This window comes from Pseudomonas sp. 51_B (assembly GCF_017491595.1).
Classification (GTDB): Bacteria; Pseudomonadota; Gammaproteobacteria; order Pseudomonadales; family Pseudomonadaceae; genus Aquipseudomonas; species Aquipseudomonas promysalinigenes.
On sequence record NZ_JAFGYW010000026.1, the window covers coordinates 1 to 18,336 of the forward strand.

14 protein-coding genes are annotated in these 18,336 nt (G+C 61.9%); 6 read left to right on the forward strand and 8 right to left on the reverse strand.

Annotated features, from left to right (window positions below):
* Positions 1-251 precede the first annotated feature (251 nt).
* Together J5M56_RS20610 and ftrA are read right to left on the reverse strand one after the other, a co-directional pair.
* Positions 252-1,613 (reverse strand): APC family permease, encoded by a 1,362-nt coding sequence (locus J5M56_RS20610; protein WP_207937663.1) that lies wholly within the window; start codon positions 1,611-1,613, stop codon positions 252-254.
* A gap of 118 nt (positions 1,614-1,731) precedes the next feature.
* Entirely contained in the window at positions 1,732-2,730 is a 999-nt protein-coding gene (gene ftrA, locus J5M56_RS20615; protein ID WP_060477399.1) for a transcriptional regulator FtrA, read from the reverse strand.
* A 142-nt stretch (positions 2,731-2,872) separates the two neighbouring features.
* On the opposite strand from ftrA, the gene J5M56_RS20620 reads away from it, so the two are divergent.
* From J5M56_RS20620 to J5M56_RS20640, 5 genes are all read left to right on the forward strand, one after another.
* Positions 2,873-4,171, forward strand: a complete 1,299-nt coding sequence (locus tag J5M56_RS20620) for a cation:proton antiporter (protein WP_207937664.1) — start codon at positions 2,873-2,875, stop codon at positions 4,169-4,171.
* Positions 4,172-4,240: 69 nt separating this feature from the next.
* Positions 4,241-5,005 (forward strand): hypothetical protein, encoded by a 765-nt coding sequence (locus J5M56_RS20625; protein ID WP_060477401.1) that lies wholly within the window; start codon positions 4,241-4,243, stop codon positions 5,003-5,005.
* A gap of 71 nt (positions 5,006-5,076) precedes the next feature.
* Complete coding sequence (locus tag J5M56_RS20630; protein ID WP_207937665.1) at positions 5,077-5,823, forward strand: iron-containing redox enzyme family protein; 747 nt, start codon at positions 5,077-5,079, stop codon at positions 5,821-5,823.
* Entirely contained in the window at positions 5,820-6,752 is a 933-nt protein-coding gene (rarD, locus tag J5M56_RS20635) for an EamA family transporter RarD (protein WP_060477403.1), read from the forward strand. Before J5M56_RS20630 ends, rarD begins: the two co-directional genes overlap by 4 nt.
* 54 nt (positions 6,753-6,806) lie before the next feature.
* Entirely contained in the window at positions 6,807-7,796 is a 990-nt protein-coding gene (locus J5M56_RS20640; RefSeq protein ID WP_186479007.1) for an aspartate-semialdehyde dehydrogenase, read from the forward strand.
* A gap of 9 nt (positions 7,797-7,805) precedes the next feature.
* On the opposite strand, the gene J5M56_RS20645 is transcribed toward J5M56_RS20640, so the two are convergent.
* The gene (locus J5M56_RS20645; RefSeq protein WP_207937666.1) at positions 7,806-8,693 is read right to left on the reverse strand and encodes an acyltransferase; all 888 of its coding nucleotides are present in this window, start codon (positions 8,691-8,693) and stop codon (positions 7,806-7,808) included.
* 184 nt (positions 8,694-8,877) lie between these two features.
* Between J5M56_RS20645 and J5M56_RS20650 the strand changes: the two genes are divergently transcribed.
* The gene (locus J5M56_RS20650) at positions 8,878-9,378 is read left to right on the forward strand and encodes an ATP-dependent zinc protease (RefSeq protein WP_186479005.1); all 501 of its coding nucleotides are present in this window, start codon (positions 8,878-8,880) and stop codon (positions 9,376-9,378) included.
* Between the two features lie 23 nt (positions 9,379-9,401).
* Here J5M56_RS20650 and J5M56_RS20655 read toward each other — a convergent pair whose 3' ends face one another.
* The 5 genes from J5M56_RS20655 to aceE all read right to left on the reverse strand — a co-directional run bounded on the left by J5M56_RS20655 (position 9,402) and on the right by aceE (position 18,057).
* Complete coding sequence (locus J5M56_RS20655) at positions 9,402-10,025, reverse strand: glutathione S-transferase N-terminal domain-containing protein (protein WP_186479004.1); 624 nt, start codon at positions 10,023-10,025, stop codon at positions 9,402-9,404.
* 3 nt (positions 10,026-10,028) lie between these two features.
* A complete protein-coding gene (msrA, locus tag J5M56_RS20660; protein WP_060477408.1) occupies positions 10,029-10,697 on the reverse strand; it encodes a peptide-methionine (S)-S-oxide reductase MsrA in 669 nt (222 codons plus the stop codon).
* A 106-nt stretch (positions 10,698-10,803) separates the two neighbouring features.
* Positions 10,804-13,488, reverse strand: coding sequence for a GGDEF and EAL domain-containing protein (locus tag J5M56_RS20665; RefSeq protein ID WP_207937667.1), 2,685 nt, complete (start codon positions 13,486-13,488; stop codon positions 10,804-10,806).
* Positions 13,489-13,757: 269 nt separating this feature from the next.
* Complete coding sequence (aceF, locus tag J5M56_RS20670; RefSeq protein ID WP_207937668.1) at positions 13,758-15,398, reverse strand: dihydrolipoyllysine-residue acetyltransferase; 1,641 nt, start codon at positions 15,396-15,398, stop codon at positions 13,758-13,760.
* Positions 15,399-15,411: 13 nt separating this feature from the next.
* Complete coding sequence (aceE, locus tag J5M56_RS20675) at positions 15,412-18,057, reverse strand: pyruvate dehydrogenase (acetyl-transferring), homodimeric type (RefSeq protein WP_060477411.1); 2,646 nt, start codon at positions 18,055-18,057, stop codon at positions 15,412-15,414.
* Between the last annotated feature and the right edge of the window lie 279 nt (positions 18,058-18,336).

Consider the following 18,336-nt stretch of genomic DNA (forward strand, 5'->3'; position numbering starts at 1 on the left):
TTTGTATGACGCGATATTGCGCCATGCATCAAGGCGTCCGCGCGCAAATCCCACAGGATCAATTGGCCCGAAACAAACGTAGGAGCGAGCGCAGCTCGCGATGCGCCGCGCGGGCGGCGCTCGATCTGCGCCCCACCGAAGAGCTAACGCCGAGCCCCAGCACTAGCCCCTATGTGGGCGGGTTCACCCATGAATGCGCTGATGACTTCACCATCGCCTTCGCGGGTAAATCCCCACAGTTGCAAGCTTGCTCAAGCGGCTTCTGTGAAGTCCACCAGGCGCACCGGGCGGCGGAAGCCAGCGGTCAACACCGCCAGGTAAGCAAGCCCCAGGGCGAACCAGCACAGCCCAATCACCAAGGTCAGCGCCGACAGGCTGGTCCACAGCCACAGGGTCAGCGCCAAGCCCACCAGGGGTACTACGCCATAGCTCAGCAGCCCTTTGAGGTCACGCTGCGCAGCGTGGTCCACCAGATGGGTTTTAACCACCGCCAGGTTCACCGCCGAGAACGCCACCAACGCACCGAAGCTGATCAGCGACGCCAAAGTTGCCAGATCGATCACCACCGCCAGCAGCGAGAACGCCGACACCAGCGCAATGGCGAACACTGGCGTGCCGAAGCGGGGCGAGAGGTAACCAAAGCTGCGCCGGGGCAGCACGTTGTCGCGCCCCATGGTGAACAAAATACGTGACACCGCCGCCTGTGACGCCAGTGCCGAACCCAGGCTGCCAGCTACGAACGCTGCGGTGAAGAAATTGGCCAGAAACTGCCCCCCAGCCTTGAACATCACCTCATTGGCGGCCGCATCGACGTTGCTGAAGGTGGTGCCAGGCAGCACCAGTTGGCTGACGTAGGCCAGCACGGTGAACAGCAGGCCAGCGAACAAGGTGGTGAGGATGATCGCCCGTGGCACGTCGCGGCGAGCATCGCGGCATTCTTCGGCCAACGTCGAAACGGCATCGAAGCCTAGAAACGACAGGCACAGTACTGCAGCACCGGCCATGATCGGGGCGTAACCGGGTTTGGAGCCATCGCCCAGCAACGGCGACAGCAACTCCAGCGGCTGGCCGGTCAGCGAGTGACACGACAACGCAACGAACACCACGATGAACACGATCTGCGCACCGACGATCAGGTTGCTGGTCTTGGCCACGGAGTGAATGCCGATCACGTTGAGCAAGGTCACCAGGGCGATGCAGGCCAGCACGAAGACCGAGGCAGGCACGGCCGGGAAGGCAATGTTGAGGAACAACCCGATCAGCAGATAATTGATCATCGGCAGGAACAGGTAGTCCAGCAGCAGCGACCAGCCTGCGAGAAACCCGGCATTTGGACCGAAAGCCATGTTGGTGTAGGAATATGCCGAGCCCGCCACCGGAAAACGCTTGACCATAAAGCTGTAGGACGCGGCGGTGAACAGCATCGCCAGCAGGGTGACCAGGTAGGCCCCGGCGGTGCGGCCCCCGGTGAGCTCGGTGACGATGCCGTAGGTGGTGAAAATGGTCAACGGCACCATGTACACCAAACCAAAGAAGACCAGGGCAGGAAGCCCGAGAACGCGGCGCAGTTGCGCGGTGCTAGCGGCATCGCCGGCGGAGTGTTGACTGCCCATCGGAAAAACCTGTGTTTGTTTTTGTTGACAGATTTTTATCCGCTTTGCCCTGCGGCATCAACGAAAGATTCGCTAATACAAATTATAAAGGCAGCTTCTAATCGGCTCGCCGAGCCCATCAGCACTGGGCGCGCCAGCTCTTGGCTTCATGCAGGGCAGGGCTTGCCCCGAAATGTTTGCGATAACTCGAAGGGGCAATGCCGACCGTGGTGCGGAAGGCTACGCGGAAGCTTTCCGTGGAAGTGAAACCGCAGGCTTCGGCGATATCGTTGGTATTGCCAGCGGTGCTTTCAAGCAACTCCCGGGCGCGGCTGATGCGCTCTTGCTGCAGCCATGCTTTGGGGGCAAGGCCAGTGGTTTCCTTGAAGCGGCGCAGGAAGGTACGTTCGCTCATGGCCATTTTCTCGGCCATCTGGCAGATGCTGATCGGCTGCTCCAGGTTTTCCCGCGCCCATTGCAATACCCGGCTCAGCTCGTTGCGCGGCGCTTTCATGATCGGCATCGGAATGAACTGAGCCTGGCCGCCGGTGCGCTGCGGCGCCATCACCAGGCGCCTGGCCACGGTGTTGGCGACGTGGGTGCCATGGTCGCGCGCCACCAGGTGCAGGCAGGCGTCGATACCGGCTGCGCTGCCAGCTGAGGTAATCAGTTGGCCGGCGTCGACATACAGCACGTTAGGGTCGACCTCGATATGCGGAAAGCGCGATGCCAGCTCATGGGCGAACTGCCAATGGGTAGTGGCGCGCCTGCCGTCGAGCAGGCCTGTGGCGGCGAGTACGAATACACCCGAGCAGATCGACAGCAGCCGGGCACCGCGAGCATGGGCTGCGCGCAGTGCGTCGAGCAGGGCAGCGGGCGGTGCTTCGTGGCGGCTACGCCAGCCCGGCACGATGATGGTCTGCGCCCTTGCCAGGCCCTCGAGCCCAGCGTCTGCGCTGATACGCACGCCGCCTGCGGCATGCATGGGCCCATCATCGACCGCGACCACTTGGTGTTGATACCAAGGGATGTCCAGCTCCGGGCGGCGCAGGCCGAAGATCTCGACGGCGATCCCAAATTCAAAGGTGCACAGCCCTTCGTAGGCCAACGTGGCGACCAGCCCTGGCATCTCGCTCATTTGGCGGAATTTTCCCAATTGTTGACGGTAAACGCACTGTAGCGAACCGGTTCACATTCCTACAATCCCCGCTCATATAAGACCAAAGCATGCAGCGCATGATGCGACCGACGGCTTTGCTGCGCGCTCTTGCGCAGGCTGAATGTTGAGCTACGTCTCACTAAGCACTCACGGCCTGACCGTGGACCTGAATGATTGCTTGAGGGACCGAGCGATGATGTTGATGACGCTACTGTTCGTGGTGGCCATGGCCAAAGCCTGTGGCTACCTGTTGCACCGGATTGGGCAGCCGCAGGTGGTGGGAGAGATGATCGCCGGTTTCCTGATTGGCCCGGTGGTACTTGGGCAGTTGTTCCCAGGCCTGCAGGCCGCATTGTTCGACCCGGATGACACCGCGCAGCTCAGGGCGTTGAGTGAGTTCGGGTTGCTGCTGTTCATGTTCGTCATCGGCGCAGAATTCCGGTTCCCTGCTGGCGAGCGCCTGGGCGGCGTCAAGGCCTCGGTGGTGGGTGTGTTCAGTATCGCGCTGCCGTTTCTGCTGGGGGCCGCGCTGGCGCCATGGTTGTACGCCCGCTTCGCGCCGCCCAGCGTGTCGCTGCTGGCATTTACCTTGTTCATCGGCACGGTGTGCTCGGTCACTGCCTTCCCCGTGCTGGCGCGTATCCTCAAAGAGCACGGCCTGCTGGCTTCGCAAGAGGGCGCAGTGGCCATGCTTGCCGCGGCCATGAGCGATGTCGGCGCCTGGTTACTGCTGGCGTTGGTGGCCATGGTCCACAGCAACGACGGCAACCTGCCGCTGCTGGCGGCACGGGTCGCTGGCCTGCTGGTTCTGGTGGCGTTCTCGCTGCTGGTGCTGCGCCCGGCACTGGCGCGTTGGCTGGCCGGTCGCAGTGGGTACGGGCAACCCCAGGTGCTGTTGGGGCTGCTGGCCGGGGTCATGGTCTATGGCAGCCTCACCCACTGGCTGCAGGTGCATGCGGTATTCGGCGCGTTTCTGTTCGGGCTGTGCCTGCCGCGTGACGAACATTTGTTGCAGATGATTATCGAGCGCCTGGAACACCTGGCCCTGATGGTGTTCATGCCCTGCTTCTTCGCCCTGGCGGGCCTGAGCACCGTCCCGGGTGCGTTCGCTGAAACCGGCCTGGGCGCACTGGCCTTGGTGCTGCTGGTGGCAGTGGTCGGCAAAGTCGCCGGTAGTGCCCTGGGGGCGCGCCTGGTGCGTTACCCCTGGCGCACGTCGCTGCGCATCGGTGTGTTGATGAATACCCGTGGCCTGATGGAACTGGTGGTGCTCAAGATCGGCCTGGACCTGGGCCTGATCAGCGCCCAGCTGTTCACCCTGCTGATCGTCATGACCATCGTCACCACACTGATGACCGGCCCATTGCTGACGCTGCTCAGTCGTCGCCAGCCGGCACTGCTGGCACTGCAGCAACCCTGATTCACCACAAAAACAAGGCGCGCGCTACAGGAAAGACGTGCCTGCTTGCCAACCCAAGGAGCTTCGCCGATGGATGCACTGGAACAGCAACTGAGCCAACACTTCGACGCCATCCTGGCCGATGAGACGCGGATGAAACAGATCCGCAACGCGTTCCGGCGCAACGGTTACTTCAACTTCAAGGACTTCACCTTCCTGCCTCGCGGCCTGTTGGAGGACGTGCACGGTGAGGTGCATCAGTTGCTCGATGACCATTCGGTACGTCGCGACGTGACCGTGGCTTCGACCGGCAACACCTACCGCAAGATGTACAACGTCAACCAGCCAGAGATCAAAAGCAGTGGCAACCTGATCCCGGCGATCTACGAATCGCCTGCGGTGCAGCGTTTTCTCGGCAATATCGCAGGTGATGACCTGGCGGCCTGCTGGGAGCAGGAGCAGTACCTGATCACCAAGCTCAGCCACCCAGGCGATACCCACGGCTGGCATTGGGGCGACTACCCGTACACCCTGATCTGGATCATCGAAGCGCCCGAGGACCCGGCCATCGGTGGCGTACTGCAGTGCGTGCCCCACAGCGAGTGGGACAAGAAAGACCCGCAGATCTGGCAGTACATCCTGAACAACGACATCAAGTCGTATCACCACCTCAAGGGTGATGTGTACTTCCTGAAATCCGACACCACGCTGCACCACGTGGTACCGATCCAGCAGGAAACCACGCGAATCATCCTCAACACCTGCTGGGCCAGTGCCCATGACCGGCGCACCGACGTAGCCCACGAGAGCATCGACGTGATCTGGGGCACCGAGCATCGCGGCCACGACGCCTGATCGGCTGCACGCCTGGGGCACAGGCCCCAGGCCTTTTCGGATTTCTTAACCTCTTTTGCAAGGAAACGCACATGTCCATCTCCCAGGAAACCTTCCAGTCCGATTCCGCCTACGTCGTGCGCAGCGGCGATGTTTCGCTCGAGCTCGAACTGTTCATGAACGAGCAGATCGACAGCATCCTCAAGCACCGCGCTACCGAGCACCCGTTCCTCAATACCTATGCAGCCGAAGGCCTGGATGCCGAGCAGAGCAAGGTGCTCTATCTGGAAACGCTGCACTACTTCAAGTTTCTGCCGTTCTATGTCTGCGGTATCTCGACCCTGACCCGCGATGAAGCCGTGCTGCGCGCCATTGCCTTCAATGCCCGCGACGAGCTGGGCGAAACCCATTCGCACTCGGACCTGTACCGCAAGTTCCTGCTGGACAAGGGCATCAGCGCCGAGGAAATCGACGGCTACAAGTGCCTGCCCAGCACCCAGGCACTCAACGACGGCATTTGCGCGCTGTACACCACTCCGCCGCTGCAGAAGGCTTTGGGCGGCCTGTTCGCCGACGAGGCAATGTCCGCCTCGATGGTCAGCAAGTACAACGATGGTTTGATCAAGGAAGGCATGAGCGCCCAGCAGCGCTTCTTCTGGACCCTGCACATGGAGGTGGAAGTGGGCCACTCCAACGCCGTGTTCAACATCATGGAAAAGCACCTGCAGACCCCTGAGCAGCGTGCGCTGTTCGTCGAGGGTATCCAGCAGTACCTGCACCTGATGGAAATCTACTGGGACGGTATCGCCCGCAAGCTTGGCAAAGGGCTGCCGGCATGAGTGCAGACAAAGACGCCAGCGCAGGTGCCGGCATCTTCTATGGCTTGGGGGCGACCTTGCTGTGGGGGTCGTACCCACTGTGGTACAAGCCACTTGGCCAGCTCGATGCCTACCACCTGCTGTCGTGGCGGATCGTCTTCGCCGAGCTGTTCCTGGTCGCCCTGCTGGTGGTCAGCGGGCGGGTGGGCAAGCTGCGGGCAACCCTGCCGACCATCCGCGCCCAGCATGTGCTGACGGTCGCTGCGGTCCTGGGGTTGTGGTGGCTGATGTACATCTACGGGATCATGACTGGGCGTGTGCTGGAAGTAGCCTTTGGCTACTTCCTCAGCCCGATCATGAGCATGGCGGTGTCACGCCTGCTGTTCAAAGAGCGCCTGAGCGGGCTGCAAGTGCTGGCCATCGGCCTTGCCGTGATCGGGGTGACGCTGATGGCGTTCGAGCTGCTGAACCTGCGCTCGTTCCCATGGATCGCGCTGATCATCGGCTCATGCTACTCGTTCTACGGCATCTTCAAGAAGAAAGTGCCGGGTGACCCGGTGGTGATCCAGACCCTGGAGATCATGGCACTGCTGCCATTCGCCCTGGTGTTCCTGGCTTACGCCGGCAGCCAGGGGCTGGGGCATCACTTTGGCCTGGCGCTGGGCACCGATCTGCTGCTGGCGGCAACGGGGCTGATTACGGTGCTGCCACTGTGGTGGTACAGCCTGGCGGCCAAACAGTTGTCCATGGTCACCCTGGGCTTCTTGCAGTTCGTACCACCGATCTGCAATTTCCTGCTGGCCGCATTCGTTTATGGGGAGCATGTCTCGCCGCTGAAACTGGTGGCGTTCCTGTTCATCTGGGTGGCGCTTGGCGTGTTCACCTGGAACTCGGTGCGGGCCCAGCGGGCAGTGGTGCAACAGGCGGGCGCGAAACTGCGCACGGCATGAGAAGTTGCCGGGTGCCTTAAGTGGCACCCGGCTTTGCGAGATCAAGGAGTTGTGATGAAAAGAATCGCAGTTGTCGGTTGTACCGGTGCCGTTGGCCTGACCATGCTTGAGCTGCTCGGCCCGACCGAGCTCGAGGTGCTCTGCATGGCCTCGCCGCGCTCTGCTGGCAAGCTTTTGCAGGTAGGCGGGCGGGACTACCTTATCGAGCCATTCTCGGTCGAGGCCTGCGCCACCTGCGATGTGGTGTTCCTGTGTGTTTCCGGGGAGTTCGCCCTCAAATACGGCGAACAGCTGGCACAGTCTTCGGTGGTGATCGACAACTCTTCGGCGTTCCGTTACCACCCGGATGTGCCATTGCTGGTGCCACCGATCAACGGCAAAAGCTACAAAGGCGAATACCTGATCGCCAACCCTAATTGCTCGTCGGCTATCGCCTTGATGGTGCTGGGCCCGCTGCACCAGGCGTTCGGCCTTGAAAGCGCGATCATTTCCACCTACCAGGCCGCCAGCGGTGCCGGGCAGCCGGCGATGCTGGAGCTGCGCGAGCGGGCCGGTGGTTTCGAGGACTATGGCCTGGACAACGGCAGCGAGAACTTCGCCCATAACCTGGCCTTCAACGTGATCCCGCAGGTCGACCGTTTCGAAGACAACCTCTACACCCGTGAGGAAATGAAGGTGGTGTGGGAGTTGCGCAAGGTACTTGGCGAGCCGCGCCTTGCCATCAGCACCACGGCGGTGAGGGTGCCGACCCTGCGCTCCCATGCCGAAAGCCTGACGCTCAAATTCAAGCAGCCTATTCACTCGCTGGAGGGGGTGCGGCGGCTGCTGGCCGAAGCGCCTGGGGTTGAACTGGTGGATGACCCGGCAGCCGGGCGCTACCCGATGCCGATGACCTCCACCTACAAACATGCAGTGGAGGTCGGGCGGATTCGCTTCAACCTCATCTACGGCCAGTACGGTCTGGACCTGTTCATCAGTGGTGACCAGCTGCTGCGCGGGGCGGCGTTGAACGCCTTCGAGATCATGCAGCTGGTGAAACGCTAAGCGGCAGGCTCAGCGCATCTCGGCGCGTAAAGCCTCGATGCGCTGGTCCTTCTCCAGCCACAGCTGGTTGACCCAGTCCTGCACGGTCTGACGGAAGGCGGGATCGTTTTCGTAGTCTCCGGCCCACAAGGCTGGGTCCAGCTCACGCACGTTGATGTCGATGATCACCCGGCTGATGCTGCCATTGAGCAAAGCCCAGAAGCCCGGCGCCTGCTCGCCGGGGTAGACGATGGTGACATCCAGCAATGCATCCAGTTGCTCGCCCAGCGCGGCCAGCACGAAGGCCACCCCGCCGGCTTTGGGTTTGAGCAGGTGGCGGTAGGGCGACTGCTGCTCGCGGTGCTTGGCTTGGCTGAAACGCGTGCCTTCGAGGTAGTTGACCACGGTCACCGGCTGGCGCTTGAACAGCTCGCAGGCAGCCTTGGTGATTTCCAGGTCCTTGCCTTTGAGGTGCGGGTGTTTCTCCAGAAACGCCTTGCTGTAGCGCTTCATGAACGGGTAATCCAACCCCCACCAGGCCAGGCCCAGCAGCGGCACCCAGATCAGTTCTTTCTTCAGGAAGAACTTGAAGAACGGTGTGCGGCGGTTGAGGCTTTCGATCAGCGCCGGGATATCGACCCAGCTTTGGTGGTTGCTCACCGCCAGGTACGAGGTGTCTCTGCGCAGGTTCTCGACGCCGCGGATGTCCCATTGCGTGGGGATGCACAACGCGAAAATGGCTTTGTCGATTTCTGACCAGGTTTCAGCCACCCACATGACCGCCCATGACGCATAGTCGCGACCACGGCCGGGCAGCACCAGCTTGAGAAGGGCGAAGACCAGCAGCGGGCAAATCAATACCACGGTGTTGAGCAGCAGCAGGGTGGTGGTGAACAGGCCGATTAGCAGGCGACGCATAGGGGAACTCTTGTTGTAGGAATGAAACGGTTGGCAATGATAAGCAGGGTGGCAGCCAACGCCAAACATCCAGTGCCAAGTGGCAGGGACAAATGTTTCACATTATGTTGTTTAACCTGGGTACCGACGAACCTATCCTGCCAGTGCAGTCTAAGCACTGACTCTTTTCAAGGAAGCCTGCCCTGTGAAATCTTTGCTTGCCCTGCTGTCGTTGGTGGCGCTACCGGTCATGGCCGCTGACCCGACGCTATACGGCCGTTACGAGAACATCGCCCTGCCTGAACTGGGGCAGACCCTCAAAGCCAAGATGGACACCGGTGCCTATACCGCGTCGCTGTCTGCCAAGGACATCGAGCGCTTCACCCGCGATGGCGAGGATTGGGTGCGGTTCCGCTTGGCCACCAAGGATTCGGACGGCAAGGTGTACGAGCACAAGGTTTCACGCATCAGCAAAATCAAGGGCCGCGCCGATGAAGAGGACGAGGGCGATGTGCCTGAGCTGTCCAAGCGCCCGGTGGTAGACCTCGAGCTATGCCTGGGGGATGTGAAGCGCACTGTTGAGGTCAACTTGGTGGACCGCAGCAATTTCAACTATCCGCTGCTGATAGGGGCCAAGGCCCTGCGCGAGTTCAAGGCGGCGGTGAACCCAGCCAAGCGGTTCACCGCTGGCAAGCCGGACTGCTGATACCGCCCGGCGTGGCCTGTTTTTCAAGCTGATGGGGCTGTGGCGACCATCGATGGGCGCTGGCTGACCTCGGCATACCATGCCGCCAGGCCAGGCTGGCGCTCACGCCAGCCAAACTGCGGCTGACGCAGGTCCAGGTAGCCCAACGCACAGGCCACGCCAATCGCCGCCAAGTCGAACCCCGATGCAAGCTGGGCCAAATGCTCCTGTTCGAGGTTGGCCAGGCTGCGCCGGATCTTGTCGGCCTGGGCGTTCAACCAGCCGTCCCAGCGTTTCTCTTCGGGGCGTAGAACGCTCTCGTAACGCGATGCGACCGCTGCATCCATGATCGCATCGGCTTGGGAGGCCAGGGTCATGCGCCGCCAGCGTGCCGCACCCTCGCGTGGCAGCAGGGCTGGGCCAACATGCTGCAGGTCGAGGTACTCGCAAATCACCCGGCTGTCGTGCAGCACGGTGCCGTCCTCCAGGCGCAGGGCCGGAATCTTGCCGATCGGGTTGCCCTGGTTGAGCTGCTCGTCACCATTGACCGGCGTGATGTTCACCGGCTGCAGGGTCACCCGCTGCAGCTGGCCGGTCTCGTGCAGCACCACCATCACCTTGCGTACGAATGGCGACAGCGGCGAGTGGAACAGGGTCATCGTGCTCATGGTTCAGTTGCCTTGCAGGCTGGGTGGCAGGCATACGCCGGTGCCGCCGATGCCACAGTAGCCGTCAGGGTTCTTGGCCAGGTACTGCTGGTGGTAAGCCTCGGCGAAGTAGACGGTTGGCGCCTGATCGATTTCGGTGGTGATTTCACCGTAACCGGCCTTGGTCAGCTCCGCCTGGAAGGCCTCGCGGCTGGCCTTGGCCTGTTCGAGTTGTTCCGGGCTGGTGCAGTAGATGGCCGAGCGGTACTGGGTGCCGATGTCGTTGCCCTGGCGCATGCCTTGGGTCGGGTTGTGCAGCTCCCAGAACATTGCCAGCAGTTCCTGGTAGCTGACCTTGTCCTTGTCGAACGCCACCAACACCACTTCGGTGTGGCCAGTCAGGCCTGAGCAGACCTCTTCGTAGGTTGGGTTCGGGGTAAATCCGCCTGCATAGCCGACCACTGTGCTGACCACGCCTTCGCGCTGCCAGAAGCGCCGCTCGGCGCCCCAGAAGCAGCCAAGGCCGAAGATGGCGAAATCGATGGCGCCTTCGAAGAATGGGCCGAGCAGCGGGGTGTCCTTGAACACGTAATGGAACTCGGGTAACTGCATGGGCGTCTCGCGGCCAGGCAGGGCTTGCTCCGCGGTTGGCAGGACGTTTTTGTTCACTAAGATTTCCGAACGCAGGACCATGGCTGTTCCTCTGAGTATCTGTGAATGGGGGTGGGGACCGTTTGCGGGTGAACCCGCGCTTTCTGGACCCGAATGACGTCTAGTGTGCCCCAGCTTGGCGCTGCTGTCAGGCCATTGGACCGCGCGGATAGCGCTTGAGTTTTGCTTCCAGCTCACTGCCCGGTATCGGCCGGTCGAACAGGTAGCCTTGGCCGACATCGCAGCGGTGCCGGCGCAGGAACGCCAATTGCTCTGGCGTCTCGATGCCCTCGGCCACGACCTTGAGCTTGAGGTTGTGGGCCATGGCCACTACGGCCGAGGTGATCTCCATGTCGTCCTGGTTATCGGGGATCTCGTTGATGAAGCTGCGGTCGATCTTGATGATATCGATCGGAAACTTCTTCAGGTAGCTCAACGACGAATAACCCGTACCGAAGTCGTCCATCGCCAGGGTCAGGCCTAGGGCCTTGAGCTCGTCGAGCTGGCGGTGGGTATCTTCGCTAGCTTCGAGCAGCAGGCCTTCGGTCAGCTCCAGCTCCAGCAGATGCGCAGGCAGGCCTTCTTCTTTGAGAATCGAGGCGATGGAGGCGACCAGGTCAGGGTCGGAGAATTGCTTGGGCGACAGGTTGATCGCCACCTGCAGGCAGCCCATGCCGGCTTGCTGCAACTGCTGGCTCATGCGGCAGGACTGGCGCACCACCCACTTGCCGATGGGGATGATGAGCCCGGTTTCTTCGGCCACGCTGATGAACTGGTCTGGGCGGATCATGCCGCGTTCGGGGTGGTTCCAGCGCAGCAGCGCCTCCAGGCCCAGCAAGCGGCCACTGCGCAGGCACAGCTTGGGCTGGTAGAACACCTCGAGCTCGTTCTGGGTTAGCGCGCGGCGCAGGTTGTTTTCGACGAACAGCTTGTAGCTGGCCTCGGCATTGAGCACTTCGGTGAACACCTGCACCTGGTGCTTGCCGTTGGCCTTGGCCTTGTGCAGGGCAAGACCTGCATTTTTCATCAGCGTCGTCGGGTCGCTGCCATGCAGCGGTGCACACGCAAGCCCCACGGAGGCGGTGACGTTGATCAGCTGGTTGTCGACGAACATCGGTTTATCGAGGGTTCGCAGCAGTTGCAGGGCGACCCCCTGGCCTTCTTCCAGGCCTGTGTCATCGAGCAGTACGGCGAACTCGTTGCTGGCGAAACGCGCCAGCACACCGTTGGCGCTGAGGCTGTTGCGCAGGCGCCGGGCAAGGCTGATCAACAGTTTGTCGCCGGTCTGGTGGCCGAGGCTGTCGTTGATCCGCTTGAAGTTGTCGATGTCCACCAGCAGCAGGCAGATCGGTTTCTCGCTGTCGCGGGCGAAGCGCTCGTCGAGCTTGCGGATGAACGCCGGGCGGTTGCCCAGGTTGGTCAGGTTATCGGTGTAGGCCAGCCGTTCGATGCGCTGTTGGGCCAGCTTGCTCTGGGTGATGTCTTCATAGATGCCGATGTAATGGGTCAGCTCGCGGTTGTCGCCGTACACCTTGGAGATCGACAGTTGGCCCCAGTAGGGTTCGAGGTTTTTGCGCCGGCTCTTGAATTCGCCCTGCCAGCTGTTGCCCATGGCCAGGCTCGACGGTGAGTCGAACAGCAGCTCGCTGAGGTTTTCCAAGGCAGGCAGCTCGGCCAGGTGATGGCCTTGGACTTCCTCGGTGCTGTACTGGGTGATCGCCGTGAAGCTTGGGTTGACGTACTCCACCACACCGTCGCGGTTGACCAGCAGGAAAGCGCTGGCGCTTTGCTCGACTGCCCGCTGGAACAGGTGCAAGGCGCTGGCGGCGGTTCGCCGGTTGTGGTTGGTGATGACCTGGGCGAACTGGTCGGCCAGCTCGCCGGCAAAGGCGATTTCATCCGACTGCCAGGCACGTGGTTGGGCGGTCTGCTCCAGGCACAACACACCGACCACTTGGCCATCGACGCGGATACTGGCGTCGAGCATGGCGTTGTTGTCCGCGTACAGGCTTTCTGCCAGCTCGCGGGTACGCGGATCGTGCTTGGCGTTGTGGGCGTCGATGGCACGGCTGGCGTGCAGGGCTTCGAGGTAGTCCGGAAAACGGCTGGCGTCAATTGGCTCGGGCAAGCGATGGACCTGCTCCTTGTGCAGCCAGGCACTGATCGGCTGCAGGCGTTGTTCGTCCAGGTACCAGATGCTGGCGCAATCGACCTTGTAGATTTCACAGGCACTACGGGTGATCAGCTCAGCCGCTTCGAGCAGCGAGTTCTCGGCACTGTACCGCTGCCGGGCTAGGCGCAGAATAAGATCCTGCTGGGCGCGCACGCGTTCCAGGTGCTCAAGCTGTACCTGCTGGGCGCGTTGGTTGATCTGCAGGGCTAGTTGCAGGCGGTTGTTGCGTGATTCCAGGTCACTGGGGTCGGCTTCGCCTTCTTCTTCATCATCGAGCACTGTCAGGAACCCGCGCAGCAACTGGCGGTTGTGCTGCTTGAATGCCTCGCCGGCCTCCAGCAGACGCAACGCACGGGCCTGGGTGTGCAAGGTGTAGCGCACGCGGTAGTAACCGCGCTTGTTCAGTTGCAGCTGGATTTCATCGTGCAGCCGGTAGCGCGCCTCGGGTTCCATCAGACTGGCGTAGGGTGAATCGACCAGGGCGCACAGTTGTGGCGCGGGCATGCCGAATTGGCGGTCGCAGGCCGGGTCCAGGTACAGCATCGCCCAGCTCGCTTCGTTGAGCCTTTCGAAACGCAGCATGCCCAGCCGCGAGGGCACGGGGAGCGGCGTGACGACCTCGGCCGCCACACGGCTAGCGGCATCGGGTTGGCTTTTCATCGAAGACTCGCTTGAAGGGGACGCGGCCTGGACGGCTGCGTATCTGGCAAGGTTGCATCATGTCCCGGAGGCTGGCAAGCGGCCATGAGGGCTGTCTTGTAGATGTTTTCGGCCGGTGGGGGAAAATCCTTAATATGCCTTGAGTGATTTCACAGGCGCCCACCCCCTAACGGCGGACAAAAAAAGCCCCGCCAATTGGCGGGGTTGAGGTACGAGCGTGGCAGCTCGAAAAAGGTGCTGCCCCTCGCCGGGAGGGGCAGTGTGCCGCATTACAGCAGCATGGTGCGGATATCGCCCAGCACGTCACCAAGACGCTTGGTGAAGCGTGCGGCGGCCGCGCCGTTGATCACACGGTGATCGTAGGACAGCGACAGTGGCAGCATCAGCTTCGGCTGGAAGGCTTTGCCATCCCAGACGGGCTGCATGGTCGCCTTGGAGACGCCCAGGATCGCCACTTCCGGCGCGTTGACGATCGGCGTGAAGCCGGTGCCGCCAATGTGGCCGAGGCTGGAGATGGTGAAGCAGGCGCCTTGCATGTCGTCAGCCGACAGCTTCTTGGTGCGTGCTTTCTCGGCCAGTGCAGCGGCTTCGGCAGCCAGTTGCAGCAGGCTCTTCTGGTCGACGTTCTTGATCACAGGGACCAGCAGGCCGTCCGGGGTGTCCACGGCAAAGCCGATGTGCACGTACTTCTTGCGGATGATGGCCTTGCCGCTTGGTGCCAGCGAGCTGTTGAAGTCTGGCAGTTCCTTGAGCAGGAATGCGCAGGCCTTGAGCAGCAGCGGCAGCACGGTCAGCTTCACGCCAGCCTTCTCGGCCACGGCCTTCTGCGCAACGCGGAAAGCTTCCAGCTCGGTGATGTCGGCCGAGTCGAACTGGGTCACGTGCGGCACGTTCAGCCAGCTGCGGTGCAGGTTGGTGGCGCCGACCTGCATCAGGCGGGTCAGGGCGACTTCTTCCACTTCACCGAACTTGCTGAAGTCCACTGCCGGGATCGGCGGGATGCCAGCGCCGCCGGTGGCACCGGCGGCCGGTGCTCCCTTGGCCTTCTGCATCATCGCCTTGACGTAGACCTGCACGTCTTCCTTGAGGATGCGGCCATGCGGGCCGGTGGCCGCAACGGCGCCCAGATCGACACCAAATTCACGGGCCAGTTGGCGAACCGCCGGGCCTGCGTGGACCTTGGCGTTGCTGCCGGCTGCCGGCGCAGTGGCAGCCGGAGCAGGGGCGGCAGCGGGTGCCGGGGCAGCGGCTGGCGCGGCGGCAGGCGCCGCCTCTGCCTTGGCTGGCTCGGCAGCGGCCGGGGCCGGTGCAGCAGCCGGGGCGGCGCCCGCGACCTTGAGCTTGAAGATCAGGTCGCCAGTGCCGACTTCGTCTTCGAGCTTGCACAGCACTTCTTCGACCACGCCAGCGGCTGGCGATGGGATTTCCATGGAGGCCTTGTCGGACTCCAGGGTGATCAGCGACTGGTCAGCTTCGACGGTGTCGCCGACCTTGACCAGCACTTCGATGATCTTGGCCTTGCCCGACGAGCCGATGTCCGGCACGTGGATGTCTTGCACGCTGGCAGCAGCCGGGGCTGCGGCCGGAGCAGGGGCAGCTTCGGCAGCCGGAGCCGGTGCTGGTGCTTCAGCAGGCGCGGCGGCGGCGGCCGGAGCCTCAGGCGCCGCAGCAGCGGCGCCCTCAGCTTCCAAAACCAGCAGTTCGTCGCCTTCTTTCAGGCGATCACCCAGCTTGACCTTGAGCTCTTTGATCACACCGGCCTTGGGCGCAGGGATCTCCATGGAGGCCTTGTCGGACTCCAGGGTCAGCAGGCTCTGGTCAGCCTCGATACGGTCACCGACCTTGACGAACAGCTCGATGATTTCACCTTCACCGCTGCCGATGTCAGGTACGCGAATGAGTTCGCTCACTTAAAAATACTCCTCAGCAGTCCAGTGGGTTGCGCTTGTCCGGGTCGATGCCGAACTTGACGATGGCGTCAGCCACAACCTTGGGTTCGATCTCGCCACGGTCAGCCAGGGCTTCCAGGGCAGCCAGCACCACGAAGTGGCGGTCGACTTCGAAGAAGTGACGCAGCTTCTTGCGGCTGTCGCTGCGACCGTAACCGTCGGTACCCAGGACTTTGAACTCTTTGCTCGGTACCCACTGGCGAATCTGCTCGGCGAACAGCTTCATGTAGTCGGTGGAGGCGATGACCGGCCCTTTACGACCGTTCAGGCACTGCTCGACGTAGGTCTGCTGTGGCTTCTGGCCAGGCTTGAGGCGGTTGGCGCGTTCCACGGCCAGGCCGTCGCGACGCAGTTCGTTGAAGCTAGTGACGCTCCACACGTCGGCACCGACGTTGAACTCTTCACGCAGGATCTTCGCCGCTTCGCGGACTTCGCGCAGGATGGTGCCCGAGCCCATCAGCTGTACGTGGTGCGCAGCTTCGCGGGTGTCTTCCTCGAGCAGGTACATGCCCTTGATGATGCCTTCCTCGACACCGGCCGGCATGGCTGGCTGCTGGTAGGATTCGTTCATCACGGTGATGTAGTAGAAGATGTCCTGTTGCTCTTCGGTCATCTTCTTCATGCCGTCCTGAATGATCACCGCCAGCTCGTAGCCGTAGGTCGGATCGTAGGTGCGGCAGTTCGGGATGGTACCGGCCATCATGTGGCTGTGACCGTCTTCGTGCTGCAGGCCTTCACCGTTGAGGGTGGTACGGCCGGCGGTACCGCCGATCAGGAAGCCACGGGTGCGGCTGTCGCCAGCGGCCCAGGCCAGGTCGCCAATGCGCTGGAAGCCGAACATCGAGTAGAAGATGTAGAACGGCAGCATCGGCTGGTTGTGGCAGCTGTACGAGGTACCGGCAGCGATGAACGACGACATGGCGCCGGCTTCGTTGATGCCTTCCTCGAGAATCTGGCCCTTCTTGTCTTCGCGGTAGAACATCACCTGGTCTTTATCGACTGGCTCATAGAGCTGGCCGACCGACGAGTAGATACCCAGCTGGCGGAACATGCCTTCCATACCGAAGGTACGGGCTTCGTCCGGGATGATCGGCACGATGCGCTGGCCGATGTCCTTGTCCTTGACCAGCTGCGCCAGAATACGCACGAAGGCCATGGTGGTAGAGATTTCGCGGTCGCCCGAGCCGTCCAGGATCGCTTTGAGCGTTTCCAGGGGCGGGGTCGGTACGCTGAAGCTCTTGGCCCGGCGCTGTGGCACGAAACCGCCCAGGGCAGCGCGGCGTTCGGCCAGGTACTTGGCTTCGGCCGAACCTTCTTCGGGTTTGAAGAATGGTAGGTTTTCCAGCTCGGCATCCTTGACCGGGATGTCGAAGCGGTCACGGAAGTGGCGCAGGCTGTCGACGTCGACCTTCTTGGTGTTGTGCGCGGTGTTCTTGGCTTCGCCGGCACCGGTACCGTAACCCTTGATGGTCTTGGCCAGGATGACGGTAGGCTGGTCTTTGTGGTTCACAGCCTGGTGGTAAGCCGCGTAGACCTTGTACGGGTCGTGGCCGCCACGGTTGAGCTTCCAGATCTCGTCGTCGGACAGGTCTTCGACCATGGCCTTGAGCTCTGGGGTGTTGAAGAAGTGCTCACGCACATAGGCGCCGTCTTTGGCTTTGTAGTTCTGGTACTCGCCGTCGATGACTTCGTCCATGCGGCGCTGCAGGGCACCGTTGGTGTCCTTGGCGAACAGTGGGTCCCAGAAGCGGCCCCAGACTACCTTGTTGACGTTCCAGCCACCGCCACGGAACACGCCTTCGAGTTCCTGGATGATCTTGCCGTTGCCGCGAACCGGGCCGTCGAGGCGCTGCAGGTTGCAGTTGATGACGAAGATCAGGTTGTCCAGCTTCTCGCGGCCGGCCAGGGCGATCGCGCCCAGGGATTCGGGCTCGTCGCACTCGCCGTCGCCCATGAAGCACCAGACCTTCTGCTTGCCGGCAGGGATGAAGCCGCGCGCTTCCAGGTACTTCATGAAACGCGCCTGGTAGATGGCCTGGATCGGGCCCAGACCCATCGAAACGGTCGGGAACTGCCAGAAGTCAGGCATCAGCCATGGGTGCGGGTACGAGGACAGGCCTTTACCGTCCACTTCCTGGCGGAAGTTGTTCATCTGCTCTTCGCTGATGCGGCCTTCCATGAAGGCACGGGCGTAAACGCCTGGCGAAGCATGGCCTTGATAGAAGATGAGGTCGCCGCCGTGCTCTTCGGTCGGAGCCTGGAAGAAGTAGTTGAAGCCGATGTCATACAGGGTGGCACTGGAGGCGAAGCTGGAGATGTGGCCGCCCAGGTCCGAGTCCTTCAGGTTGGTGCGCATCACCATGGCCAGCGCGTTCCAACGCACCATCGAGCGAATGCGGCGTTCCATGAACAGGTCGCCAGGCATGCGTGCTTCGTGGGTGACAGGGATGGTGTTGCGGTATGGCGTGGTGATCGCGTACGGCAGCTGAGAGCCACTGCGGGTGGCCAGCTCGCCCATGCGGGTCATCAGGTAATGAGCGCGGTCTTCGCCTTCTTTGTCGAGGACCGACTCCAGGGCATCCAGCCATTCCTGGGTTTCGATTGGATCGAGGTCTTGCATGGCTTGCTCCAGGGCGGAAAGGCCACCAGAATCGGGGGCCTGAGTTTGCGACTGGCCTTATGGGCAGACGTCGTGAATTCTTGGATTACCGGGGTGTCTCCCGGCGCCGTGTAGTTTTACTACATTTGCTCGGGCATTTCATGCTTTTGCAGCTTATGAGTAGTAGTAAAACTACACAAATGCGACGTTTGGTCGCACCTCGGCTTGTGAGGAAAATCGTTCATGTTGGTTGGCGGTGTGCAGCGAACAGGTGGATCGTGATGTTTCTTGCCAATGATT

Excerpts from the sequence above, each read along its gene's own strand:
- ftrA (WP_060477399.1), bottom strand. The coding sequence starts at position 2,730 with ATGAGCGAGATGCCAGGGCTGGTCGCCACGTTGGCCTACGAAGGGCTG.
- J5M56_RS20645 (WP_207937666.1), bottom strand. The coding sequence starts at position 8,693 with ATGCGTCGCCTGCTAATCGGCCTGTTCACCACCACCCTGCTGCTGCTC.
- aceE (WP_060477411.1), bottom strand. The coding sequence starts at position 18,057 with ATGCAAGACCTCGATCCAATCGAAACCCAGGAATGGCTGGATGCCCTG.
- J5M56_RS20640 (WP_186479007.1), top strand. The coding sequence starts at position 6,807 with ATGAAAAGAATCGCAGTTGTCGGTTGTACCGGTGCCGTTGGCCTGACC.
- J5M56_RS20610 (WP_207937663.1), bottom strand. The coding sequence starts at position 1,613 with ATGGGCAGTCAACACTCCGCCGGCGATGCCGCTAGCACCGCGCAACTG.
- J5M56_RS20655 (WP_186479004.1), bottom strand. The coding sequence starts at position 10,025 with ATGAGCACGATGACCCTGTTCCACTCGCCGCTGTCGCCATTCGTACGC.
- J5M56_RS20620 (WP_207937664.1), top strand. The coding sequence starts at position 2,873 with ATGTTGAGCTACGTCTCACTAAGCACTCACGGCCTGACCGTGGACCTG.
- J5M56_RS20665 (WP_207937667.1), bottom strand. The coding sequence starts at position 13,488 with ATGAAAAGCCAACCCGATGCCGCTAGCCGTGTGGCGGCCGAGGTCGTC.
- rarD (WP_060477403.1), top strand. The coding sequence starts at position 5,820 with ATGAGTGCAGACAAAGACGCCAGCGCAGGTGCCGGCATCTTCTATGGC.
- J5M56_RS20625 (WP_060477401.1), top strand. The coding sequence starts at position 4,241 with ATGGATGCACTGGAACAGCAACTGAGCCAACACTTCGACGCCATCCTG.
- msrA (WP_060477408.1), bottom strand. The coding sequence starts at position 10,697 with ATGGTCCTGCGTTCGGAAATCTTAGTGAACAAAAACGTCCTGCCAACC.
- J5M56_RS20630 (WP_207937665.1), top strand. The coding sequence starts at position 5,077 with ATGTCCATCTCCCAGGAAACCTTCCAGTCCGATTCCGCCTACGTCGTG.